Raw genomic sequence first — 11,267 nt, 5'->3', positions numbered from 1 at the left:
ACTTTCCTCAAGTCCCCTGTTCTGTCCGTGTGTTGAGGCTGTGCTGCACCTGTGAGTACGGAGCCGGGGACGCAGGCGCACGGGGATACGGAGACGTGTAGGACGCGGACGCCGGCTGCGGTGCGAGGGGGGAGAGCGGTGCGCGTGGTGCAAGCGGTGCGAGGGCGGGCAGCCGGAGCGTGAACACCGTCCGCCCCGGCACGCTCCGGACGGTCACCGCGCCGCCGTGCGCGGTCGCGACGGCCTGCACGATGGCCAGCCCCAGACCGGTCGAACCACCGGCCGGGGAGGCCACGGAGGCCGAGCCGCCCGAGCGGGTGCGCGCCGCGTCCCCGCGCGCGAACCGTTCGAAGACGTGCGGAAGCAGCGCCGGCGGGATGCCGGGCCCGTCGTCCTCCACCTCCACGTACAGCCAGGGGCCGTGGAGCCGCACCCTCGCGGTCACGGTGGTGCCAGGCGGCGTGTGGGTGCGGGCGTTGCCGAGCAGGTTGACGAGGACCTGCTGGATGCGGGACGCGTCGGCGTGCGCGGTGGCGGGTTCGCCGGGCAGCTCCAGCCGCCAGTGGTGGTCCGGGCCGGCCGCGCGGGCGTCGCTGACGGTGTCCACGACGAGCGGCACGAGGTCGGTCTCCTCGAGCTGCAGGGGCCGCCCGGCGTCCAGACGTGCGAGCAGCAGCAGGTCCTCGACGAGCAGGGTCATCCGGCCCGCCTCGGACTCGATCCGCCGCAGCGCGTGCCGGGTGTCGGGGCCGAGTTCCTCCCGTCCCCGCCGGGTGAGTTCCGCGTAGCCCCGGATGGAGGCCAGGGGCGTACGCAGCTCATGGCTGGCGTCCGCGACGAACTGCCGTACCCGCGTCTCGCTCGCCTGCCGGGCGTGCAGCGCCCCGTGGACGTGATCGAGCATCCGGTTCAGGGCGGCGCCGACCCGGCCGACCTCGGTGTGCGGATCGCACTCGGCTTCCGGGACCCGTTCCTCGAGGGTCACCTCGCCGTGGTGCAGAGGCAGTTCGGAGACACGGGTGGCGGTGGCGGCGACCCTGCGCAGTGGGCTGGTCGCGACGCCGACGAGGACGAACCCCGCGATCCCGGCTGCCACCAGCCCGGCGCCGGTAACACTCACCTCGACCAGAATGAGGGTGCTGATGGTGTCGTCGGTGTTCTCGGTCGGCAGCGCGACGTAGAACTCGCCGTTCAGGCCGCTCCGGTACTCCACGCGGTACTCGCCCAGCCCGGGGATCTGTGCGGTGTGCGGTTCCTCGTCGCGCGGGACGGCTGCGAGGGCGGCGAGCTGGGCGGCGGTGAGCACCGCGGCCTCGGGCGTCGTGAACCCGTTCTCCTCCCTGGGCTCGCTGACGATCCCGTCGGCCACCCGGCCGTCCTCGACGGTCGCACCGAGGGTGCCGATGCCCTGCGGGCCCTTGACGATGAACTCGAGCGGATCCTGCCCGTCCAGCGGCTGGAGGCGTGGCCCGCTGCCCGCGGGCCCGCCGACGGCACGCATCGCCACCTCGCGCAGCTGCCCGTCCAGCTGCTCGTACAGATGCGAGCGCAGGGCCAGTGTCGTCACCGTGCCGATGACCGTGCACACCACGGCGATCAGCACCACGGACGCGACGACGAGCCGGGTCCGGAGGGTGCGCGGTGTCCCCGCTCTCCGCCGTGGACACGGCCGTCGCCGTCCGCTCACGACACCGCGGGCTTGATCAGGTACCCGGCACCGCGCCGGGTGTGGATCATCGGCTCCCGGCCGGCGTCGATCTTCCGGCGCAGATACGAGATGTACAGCTCGACGACGTTCGCCTGTCCGCCGAAGTCGTAGGACCACACCCGGTCGAGGATCTGCGCCTTGCTGAGCACACGGCGCGGGTTGCGCATCAGATAGCGCAACAGTTCGAACTCGGTGGCGGTGAGATGGATGCCCACCCCGGCCCGGGTCACGTCGTGGCTGTCCTCGTCCAGCGTGAGGTCGCCGACGACCAGCAGGGACTCGGACCGGCGATCGGCAGCGCCGGAGCGCCGGATCAGCCCGCGCAGCCGTGCGACGACCTCCTCCAGGCTGAACGGCTTGGTCACGTAGTCGTCGCCGCCGGCGGTCAGGCCCGCGATACGGTCCTCGACCGCGTCCTTGGCGGTGAGGAACAGGACCGGCACGTCCTGGTGCTCACGGCGCAGCCGCCCGAGCACGGACAGCCCGTCCATGTCCGGCAGCATCATGTCCAGGACGACGGCATCGGGCCGGAACTCGCGCGCGGCCCGGACGGCACCCTGGCCGTCCCCCTCGCTGCGGATCTGCCAGCCCTCGTAGCGCAGGGCCATGGACAGGAGTTCGGTGATCGACTGCTCGTCGTCCACCACCAGCACGCGGACGGGGCTCCCGTCCGGCCTCAGCAGTTCGGTGCGCCCCTGGGGCGAGGTCGTGGTCATGCTCCACACCCTCGCGCGGGCCTCTGAGAGCGCCCTTTCGTAAGTCTGTGTTTTCCCTGAGATTCCCGGTGCGCGGCGGGGGAGCGCGTTTCAGCCGGTGCTGTCGGCGAGGCCGGCACTGTCGCCGGGGCCGGCACTGTCGCCGGGGCCGGCGCTCCCGCTTCCGTCTTCGCTCTCCCGCAGGCCGAAGAGGTGGGCCGCGTTGTCGTGGCAGACCGCCCGCAGCCACGCCGGCCCGAGCCCGAGCCGCTCCAGGGCCTGGAGCTGGTGGAGGTACGGGTACGGGATGTTGGGGAAGTCCGTGCCGAGCAGGATCCGGTCGCCGAGGCCGGCCAGCCGGGGCAGGGCCCGCCGGGGGAACGGCGCCATGCGCTCGGCGAAGTCGGTGAACGCCATCGTGGTGTCCAGCCGCACCTTTGGATAGCGCTCGGCGAGGTCGAGGAAGTCCTCGTACTCGGGCATCCCGAGGTGCGCCACGACCAGGCACAGCCGGGGGTGCCGGGCCAGCACCCGCGCGATCGGCCCGGGGCCGGTGTACGTGCCCGGCGCGGGCCCGGAACCGCAGTGGATCACCACCGGGACACCCGCCTCGGCGAGCACACCCCAGGCGCCGTCGAGCAACGCGTCGGCCGGGTCGTACGCCCCCACCTGCACATGCGCCTTGAAGACCCGTGCCCCCTCTTCGAGGGCGTCCCCGACCAGGCTCTCGGCCCCGGGCTCGGGGAACAGCGTCGAGGTGTGCAGGCAGCCGGGCGTACGGCGGGCGAAGCCGACCGCCCAGCCGTTCAGCCACCGCGCCATGCCGGGCTTGTGCGGGTAGAGCATGGCCGTGAAGGCACGCACCCCGAACCCCCTCAGCATCCCGGCCCGTTCGCTCTCCTGCTGCCGGTAGGTGATCGGCCACTCGACCCCGCCGGTCAGCGGCCCGAGCGCGTCGAAGTAGGCCCACACCTTGCGCAGCACCCGCTCCGGCATGAAGTGCGTGTGCACGTCGACCAGCCCGGGAAGGCCGAGCCCCTCCCAGAACCGCCGCACCTCGACGGATTCCGAGGCAGCGGCCGAGTCCGTTGCCGACGCCGACTCCGCCGCCACGAGGTGATCGCCCATACCTCCACGATCACCCGTGGCCGCACCCCGGGTCCACCCCCCGTACGGCGGGAACGAACGAACGGACCGGAGAACCGATCACGGCCGCCGGGCCCGGCGGCAGGCACCGGCGCGGATCAGAACAACCCGTCCTGCACCCCCTCCCGCTCACCGCCCCCTCTCGCTCCTCCGGCGCCCTTCGCCCCCTTCGGGTGCCTCACCGGCAGATCGAACGCCCGCCCCTCACCCGGCACGAGCCCCCACCCGCCCAGCAACCGCGTGTCAAGCACCACGACGCCGGCCCGCTCCCCGCCCGCTGTCACGACACGCAGATGCAGATCCGGCCCCGCCGCGGCCACCAGCTCCCCGCTCACCGCGCCCCCGGCGACCAGCTCGCTCACCTCCCCCAGCGCTGCCGACGCCCCTGCCAGCCCGAACACCCGCACATGATCGACGGGTTGGAAGGGCTCCCGGGACAGCGACTCGGGCCACCCGGTCAGAGCGACCGCCCGGCCATGCAGCTCAGCAAGCTCGGCCGCGCGCTCCCCCTCCGTATCCGGAAGCACCGCCCGCACCGCACGCTTGGCGGCGTACGGAATCCGGTCGGGCACCCGGAGCGCGGCGCTCAGCAGCGCCTCGGCACGCCGGGCCGCCATCAGCGGCCCGGTCCCCAGCCAGCTGAAGCAGACCGCGCCCTGCTCCAGCAGCCGCGCCGGGCCCCGGGCCACCCCGGTGATCCCGACCTTGACCATCCCCGGTCCGAACCACGCCAGATACACCCGGTACGGCCGCGGATCGTCCGCGACGGTGTCGGCGGCCACGGAGTGTGCCCGGTCCAGCCGCGCACACTCCTCGCAGCGCGCCCCCGTACTCCGTGCCGACACCACCGCGCCGATCGGACACGTGTGCCCCCATGCCCCGACGCATGTCCGTACGCCCCCTTCCCCGACCGCGAAGGCCACCCGTTTCCCCCAGGTCAGCGCGGTATGCCGCCCGCCCTCCCACACCAGCACGGGACCGTCCGCAGACCAGCGCAGCCCCGAGCATCTCCATACCTGTGCCATCTCCGACGAGAGTAGAGGCGGGCACCGACAACGCCCCACGCCCACTCCCTGCCCGTCCGCACCAAGGTGCCGAGCGCCCTCCGTGGTGCAAACCTGGAGGAGGCGCCGTGCACCTCGGCGCCCGCTCGGGGTCCGCTCCGGGCCCGCTCGGGGACACACCGCTCGGGGACAGCCGAAAGGGCGAGCACATGGCGAGCAATGTCGGCGGAACACACCACCGCGCAGGCTGGGAGCCGCGCAGCGCCTGGGCGACGAGCTGGACAGCGGCCGCGGCGGTGCTGATGACCTTCGGCGGGATCATGGCGATCTTCCAGGGGATCGCGGCCATCGCCGAGGACGACGTCTTCGTCACCACCAGCAACTTCACCTACGCGTTCAGCCTGACCGGCTGGGGCTGGGTGCACCTGATCCTCGGCGCCCTCGTCCTGGCCGCGGGGCTCGCCCTGTTCAGCGGGGCGGTCTGGGCCCGCGTCACAGGCGTCGCACTGGCCGGCCTGAGCATGCTCGCCAACTTCGTGTGGCTGCCCTACGCGCCGGTCTGGTCGATCGTCCTCATCGTCATCGACGGCTTCATCATCTGGGCCCTGTGCTCACCACGCAGCGAGACGACGCCCCAGACCTAGGAACACCACCCCGGCCTCCCTCCCCGCCCCATGGAAAACAGCGAGAAGAAGCCCTCCACGGCATCGAGCAACGTGTGGCGCCGGCTCGCCCAGACGGCCGGCGCGACCGTTCTGGTCACCGCCTACTTCCTGCTCCCCCTCGACCACCTGGGCCCCCGCCAGCCCGTTCTGAGCTGGACCCTCTTCGGTCTGGCACTGGGGCTCATCGCCGGCCTGCTGCTCCAGCAGATCGGCCACGTCCTGCTCGACCACCCGCACGCCCGGCCCGGACTGGTCATCCCCCTGCTGATGTGCCTGTCCATCCTGGTCTTCGCGACGGCCTACCAGGCCCTGGCCCAACACCCCGGCGAACTCATCGGCCTCGCCACCCGCCTGGACGCCCTCTACTTCACGCTGGTCACCCTCGCCACCATCGGCTACGGCGACATCACCCCCCACGGCCAGGCGGCCCGCCTGGTCACCATCCTCCAGATCCTCTACACCTTCATCTTCCTCACCGCGGCCGCCACAGCCCTGAGCCGCCAACTCCACACCACGCTCCTCCGCCACAGAACCGACCACCGGCACAGATCCTGATCCCGCCCGACCCCTTTTCCAGCACGCAAGAGCCCCGCCGGTTCAACCGGCGGGGCTCTTGTCTCTGTGCACTCGGCAGGATTCGAACCTGCAACCTTCTGATCCGTAGTCAGATGCTCTATCCGTTAAGCTACGAGTGCGTGTTTTCAGTTTTCTCGCCGCTCCCGGCCCTCTGCGGGCTCGCTCGCGGCGACAGGAAGAACATTACATGACCGCCGCCGCCATGTGAAATCCGTTTGGCCCACCCCTTGTGACCTGGGGGAACAGCGGTTCGGGTCGGACATGCGACGAAGCCCCGGCCGGGTGGGCCGGGGCTTCGCAATCAGTGCGGAGGCGGAGGGATTTGAACCCTCGATGGGCTTTAAGGCCCAAACCGCATTAGCAGTGCGGCGCCATAGACCGGACTAGGCGACGCCTCCGTGCACAACATTCCTCGCGCGAGCGCGGTTCAGTGGTGCGTGCCGATGATGACACAGTCGTGCGTGGTGTCACCAATCGCCCCCTACGGTACTAGGCGCGACGGCCGCAGAGCAAAGCTCTTCCGGCGGGCGCGTGGCGGACGTGTCGTCGCCGTCGGCGGGCAGGCCGGACCACGTGGAGGTCCCGCAACGGTTCGGGGTGCGGCGGGGCGGGGCGTGGCCGGTAACGGGCGGCGGAGGCGTTACATCACCGTCACGTTACGTGCGACCTCGGTCTCATCCGGCGTCGCGAGCGCAACCCCAGCCCTTAGACTCCCTCGCGTGACACGTTGAGGGCCGGTTGGCAAGATGGCCCGAACGGTCGGCACGTAGCGGAACAGGAAGGAAGCGTCTCGTGAGCAGCAGGCCATCCCGAGGCACTGCTCGCCTCGCAGCCATACTGGACGCACTTCCGGATGCCTTGGTGCTGGTCAACGCCAACGGAACGGTCGTCAACGCCAACAGCATCGCCCTCGAGGCCTTCGAGACTCCGGGCACGGCGCTGGTGGGACGCGGGTTGCTCGACCTGCTGCCGGAGTTCGACTCCAAGCTCATCCCCGGCTCCATGCGCCGGCCCGACCACATCGACCCGCGGGCCCGTACCAAGCCGACGCGGATGGTCGCCCGGCGGACCGACGGGACCGAGTTCCCGGTCGAGGTCACCAGTGCGAATCTGGAGACCGGCCAACAGGCCTACGACAATTACGGCTACACCGGCGACGAACTGCTGATGCTCGTCGTACGCGATCTGTCCGGCACCGTGGACACCGAGGCCGAGCTGGCGCGTTCGCAACGGCAGACCGAGATGATCCTGCGGGCCGCCGCCGAGGGAGTCGTCGGCACGGACACCGACGGACGGATCGTCCTCGTCAACCCGGCCGCCGCCCAGATACTGGGCTACCGCGCCAGCGACCTCGGCGGACGTGAGCTGCACACCCTCGTCCTGCACTCCCGCGCCGACGGCTCCCCCTTCCCGTACGACGAGTCCCCGCTCGCCGACACCCTGCGCTCCGGACGCAAGCACCGGGTGCGCGGGCAGGTGCTGTACTCCAAGAGCGGCGACAAGGTGTCGGTCGACCTGACGACCGCGCCGGTACGCGACGGCGACCAGCTCGTCGGCGCCGTCATGACCTTCACCGACCGGCGTCCGTACGACACGCTCCTCAAGGAGAAGGAGGAGACCGAGCGGCAGCACGCCGAGGAACTGGAGCGGCTCGCCGAGGAGCACGCCTCCGAGCTCACCGCCCTGCGCCAGAACCACGTCCGCGCGCTGGAGGAACTGCAGGAGGCGCACACCGAGGAACTCGCCGCGAACGAGGAGCGGTACGCCTCGCTCGGCGAGCGGGAGAAGGACCGCTTCGAGGCCCTCACCGGCCGGCACGAGCAGCTGCTGACGCTGCTCGGGCGGTCGCTCAGGAGTCCGCTGGAGGAACTCCGCCGCGACCTGGCGGCGCTGGCCGCCGACGACGCCGGACAGCTGTGGCCCGAGGCCAACCAGGTGCTCCACCACCTGTCGGCCGGCTACTCCCGGATCACCACCCTCATCGACAACGTCCTCGGCTTCCAGCGGCTCGACTCCGGAACGGAGAAGATCACCCGTACGAAGGTGATGCTCGACGCAGTCGTCGCCGCCGGTGTCGACGGGGCCGTGGAACTCATCGGGCCCGGCCGGGTGCAGTTCGCCGTGCACGCGCCGCCCATCGAGGCCGAGGTCGACGCACAACTGCTCGCCACCGCCCTCGCCCACCTCGTCGCGGATGTCGCGGGCGTCGACGCCACCGGCAACACTTCCGTGTCGGCGGGCGGTTATCTGGACAACACGGTCGTGGTCGCGGCGGCACAGCGCGGCGAGGGCGTACGCATCGAGGTGCGCGGGCCGTACAGCGGCGGCGACCCGGTGCACGAGCCGATCGTGCGCGGGATCGTGCGGGCGCACGGCGGTGTGCTGCAGACGCACGAGGTACCGGGGATGAGCGGCAGCGCGTTCGTCCTCGAGGTGCCCATCGGGGCCGGCGCGGGTGTCGTCGCCGCAGGACAGGCGCCCGCCCAGCTCGCACTGCCCGCCGGAGTGCCGGCGGGCGAGGGACCGGGCGTGGCACCGGTACCGGGGGCTGCGCCGGACGCGGCTCCGGCCGAGGAGGCTGCCGCGGGCGGTCAGCGGGGTTCCGGTGGCGGACGGCGGAGGGCCCGGCGGTCCTCGGTGGACGCGTTCCTGGGCAGCGAGGTGCCGGGAGCCGACGACGACTCCGGTGCCGGTACGGACGCCACGGCGCCCACCGGCCGGCGCAGGCGCCGGGCGGCCGCGGAGGCCGCGGAGGCCGCGGAGGCCCCACAACCCGTACAGGTTCCGGCTCAGGCGTCCGGCGGCACCGGACGGCGACGTGGCCGGCCGGCCGAGGGCTCGGAGGCCGCTGCTGCCGCTGCCGCCCCGGCTACGGGTACGAGTGCGGCCGTCGGCGCGATCGGCTCCGGGGCCGGGGTGTCCGAGGGGGCCGTTGTCACGGCCGCCGAATACGCGGCGGGGTCCGCCGCCTCGAACACCGGGCTGGGCGGGACCGTACCGCCGCAGGGCGTGCCCGTCCCCGCCGGGGGGCAACGTGCCCGGCAGGCCTCCGGTGAGCAGCACGCCCTGCCGCCCGCGTTGCCCGCGCTGGGCAGCGGGGGCGGAACAGCCGGTGCCTCCCAGGGGCAAGGGCAGGAGCCCGGCCAGGGAGAGGGGCAGCAGGCTCAGGCGGCCGGGCGACGTCGGCGTGCGCTGGCGGCGGCGACCGAGCGGGCGGCGGCGCAGGAGGCCGCGCCCCGTACGGTGTTCGCCCTGCCGCCCGCCGAGACGGACCAGGGGGAACAGGCAGGGGAACAGGCAGGGGCCGTCGACGTGGTCGGGCAGAGTCCGGCACAGGGGCCGGCACAGGGCTCGGTTCCCGTGACGGCGCCCGGACCGGTCGCCTCCGGGGACGCGCTGATCGACGGGGGGCGCCATGACGCCGCCCCTCACGACCAGTCCGACGATCACACTCCTCCGCAGCCGCACCCCACCAGCGCCCCGACGGGCCGCCGCCGGCGGGCCGCCGCCCAGCCGGCCGAGCAGGGCACGGCCCCTACGCCGCCGCAGGCCGCTCAGGCGCAGGCCTCGGGGGTTCCGGTCCAGGCCCCGGGGGTCCCGGCCGGAGGTGCCGCTCAGCCGGTCCCCGTACCGGCCGGGCCGGTGCAGGGGGCTGCACCGCAGGGAGCGGCCCTTCCGCCGGCCGCTCCGCCGCAGGGCATCACGGGGCAGGGGCACATGGCCGCGGTCCCGGGACAGCTGCCGCAGGCACAGGTGCCGGCACCGGCATCCCACGATCAGCTCCAGGCGGCTTCCGCCGGGCAGCCGTTGCCCCAGCCGACAGCACTGCCGCCCGCCGCCCGGGGACAGTCCCCGGCACAGGGACAGGCGCAGCCCGTCGTTCCGGCCGCGGAGCAGCCCGCCTCCGTGGCCCAGCCACTGCCCGCCGAGGCCGCGTCCGGTCAGGGGACTCCTCCCCAGGGCGCCCCGTCCGCGCAGCCTCCGTGGCCCGCCCCCGGTGACACCTCCGGCGCAGGAACTCCCGTACCGCCGAACGGCATGCCGACGCCCGCGCCGGCCGCCCCGCTGCCCCCCGAGAGCACGCCGCCCGCGCAACGGGCCGCTCAGCCTCTCCCCGTCGAGACGGCGGCACCGTCGGTGCCGTCGGTGCCGGTGGACCCGAACTCGACCCAGGGGCGTGCGTTCAGTGTGCGCACGCTGGGGCAGGGCGTTCCGTTCACCAGGCAGGCCGCCCAGGTCCAGCAGCCGCTGCCGTCGGCCACGCCTCCCCCGCATCAGCCGGGCGGCTCGGGCCGCCGCCGCAAGCTCGGTACGCGCCCCGACCCGGCCGTGGGCCAGGAGCAGAGCGCGCACCCGCACGCGGCGACCGGGACCGGCTCCGCCCAGCGGCAGGCCCAGGCAGCGGCCCAGGCCCCCGCCCGCGTCCAGGCACCCGCGCAGACACCGCCCCCGCAGCCCCCGTCACAGACCCAGTCGCAGCCCCAGGCCCAGCCGCAGCACTCGATCGCCGGTCAACCGGGGCAGGCGGGTCAGCCGGGCCAGTCGCGGCTCGCGCCCACGACCGAGGGCACGGGACGCTCGTACGCCATAGGAGCGCCGGACGCGGACGCGGCCGAGGGGCCCGAGCCGTTGGACGGCCCGGGCGGGGCCGTCGAGGTGGCGGACCCCCCTCGTCCGCAGCCGATGGACGACGAACTGCCGCCCGAGCCCTTGGACAACCCGCGTCGGCTGCTGGTGTGGCCCGCGCCGGACGTCGCCACACAGCAGGCGCTGAGCGACCGCGGCTACCGGCCGGTGATCGTGCACTCGCGTGAGGAGGTCGACGCCCAGATCGCGGCGTTCCCCGCCGCGCTGTTCGTGGACCCGCTGACCGGGCCGATCACCCGTACGGCGCTCCAGTCGCTGCGGACGGCGGCGGTGGCCGCCGACGTACCGGTGCTCGTCACGGCCGGGCTGGGGCAGGCCTCGCGCGATGCCGCCTACGGCGCCGATCCCGCGGTACTGCTGAAGGCCCTCGCGCCGCGGGACAGCGAGCAGCATCCGCCGCGGGTGCTGCTGATCGAGGAGCACGCGGAGATCGCGCTCGCGCTGACCGGAACCCTGGAACGGCGCGGCATGCAGGTCGCGCGGGCCGCGGGCGACGCGGACGCGGTGGCGCTGGCGGGGCAGTTCCGGCCGAACCTGGTGGTGATGGACCTGATGCAGGTACGCCGTCAGCAGGCCGGGATCGTCGACTGGCTGCGGGCGAACGGGCAGCTCACCCGCACCCCGCTCGTCGTCTACACCGCCGCCGTCGACCAGGGGGACCTGCCGCGGCTGGCCTCCGGCGAGACGGTGCTGTTCCTCGCGGAACGCTCCACGAGCGACGAGGTGCAGGACAGGATCGTCGACCTGCTGGCCCGCATCGGAACCAACTGAGGCGCGCCGAGTCCGTACCGGGGGTGCCGCGCCTTCCCTCCGGGCGTATGCCGAC

At 73.2% G+C, this 11,267-nt stretch carries 7 protein-coding genes and 2 tRNA genes; 3 read left to right on the top strand and 6 right to left on the bottom strand.

The genetic code is table 11. The features are described from left to right. Positions 1–7: 7 nt before the first annotated feature. The 4 genes from ACWZEH_RS17730 to ACWZEH_RS17715 form a co-directional block, all read right to left on the bottom strand. Entirely contained in the window at positions 8–1,687 is a 1,680-nt protein-coding gene (locus ACWZEH_RS17730; RefSeq protein ID WP_456192164.1) for a HAMP domain-containing sensor histidine kinase, read from the bottom strand. Then, positions 1,684–2,424 (bottom strand): response regulator transcription factor, encoded by a 741-nt coding sequence (locus ACWZEH_RS17725; RefSeq protein ID WP_456192163.1) that lies wholly within the window; start codon positions 2,422–2,424, stop codon positions 1,684–1,686. The genes ACWZEH_RS17730 and ACWZEH_RS17725 overlap by 4 nt, the downstream gene beginning before the upstream one ends. 90 nt (positions 2,425–2,514) lie before the next feature. Next, positions 2,515–3,531: an amidohydrolase family protein gene (locus ACWZEH_RS17720; protein WP_456192162.1), complete on the bottom strand. Its 1,017-nt coding sequence runs from the start codon at positions 3,529–3,531 to the stop codon at positions 2,515–2,517. A gap of 116 nt (positions 3,532–3,647) precedes the next feature. After that, on the bottom strand, positions 3,648–4,574 hold the full coding sequence (locus tag ACWZEH_RS17715) for a DUF2797 domain-containing protein (RefSeq protein ID WP_456192161.1): 927 nt from the start codon (positions 4,572–4,574) through the stop codon (positions 3,648–3,650). 188 nt (positions 4,575–4,762) lie between these two features. On the opposite strand from ACWZEH_RS17715, the gene ACWZEH_RS17710 reads away from it, so the two are divergent. Beyond that, a complete protein-coding gene (locus ACWZEH_RS17710; RefSeq protein ID WP_456192160.1) occupies positions 4,763–5,197 on the top strand; it encodes a DUF7144 family membrane protein in 435 nt (144 codons plus the stop codon). A gap of 30 nt (positions 5,198–5,227) precedes the next feature. Next, positions 5,228–5,773, top strand: a complete 546-nt coding sequence (locus ACWZEH_RS17705; RefSeq protein ID WP_456192159.1) for a potassium channel family protein — start codon at positions 5,228–5,230, stop codon at positions 5,771–5,773. Positions 5,774–5,840: 67 nt separating this feature from the next. Here the strand turns inward: ACWZEH_RS17705 and ACWZEH_RS17700 are convergent. Then, positions 5,841–5,913 (bottom strand) — tRNA-Arg (locus tag ACWZEH_RS17700). Between the two features lie 188 nt (positions 5,914–6,101). After that, a tRNA-Ser gene (locus ACWZEH_RS17695) sits at positions 6,102–6,192 on the bottom strand. A 394-nt stretch (positions 6,193–6,586) separates the two neighbouring features. Here ACWZEH_RS17695 and ACWZEH_RS17690 point away from each other — a divergent pair. Further along, a complete protein-coding gene (locus ACWZEH_RS17690; RefSeq protein ID WP_456192158.1) occupies positions 6,587–11,212 on the top strand; it encodes a PAS domain-containing protein in 4,626 nt (1,541 codons plus the stop codon). The last annotated feature ends 55 nt before the right edge of the window (positions 11,213–11,267 follow it).

It is taken from the genome of Streptomyces yamdrokensis (genome assembly GCF_053890455.1).
Note: the sequence above shows the minus strand (reverse complement) of the source record. Positions and strands in the feature narration are given on the sequence as shown.

Coding starts and splice junctions, on each gene's coding strand:
- ACWZEH_RS17710 (WP_456192160.1), top strand. CDS start 4,763: ATGGCGAGCAATGTCGGCGGAACACACCACCGCGCAGGCTGGGAGCCG.
- ACWZEH_RS17705 (WP_456192159.1), top strand. CDS start 5,228: ATGGAAAACAGCGAGAAGAAGCCCTCCACGGCATCGAGCAACGTGTGG.
- ACWZEH_RS17725 (WP_456192163.1), bottom strand. CDS start 2,424: ATGACCACGACCTCGCCCCAGGGGCGCACCGAACTGCTGAGGCCGGAC.
- ACWZEH_RS17720 (WP_456192162.1), bottom strand. CDS start 3,531: ATGGGCGATCACCTCGTGGCGGCGGAGTCGGCGTCGGCAACGGACTCG.
- ACWZEH_RS17715 (WP_456192161.1), bottom strand. CDS start 4,574: ATGGCACAGGTATGGAGATGCTCGGGGCTGCGCTGGTCTGCGGACGGT.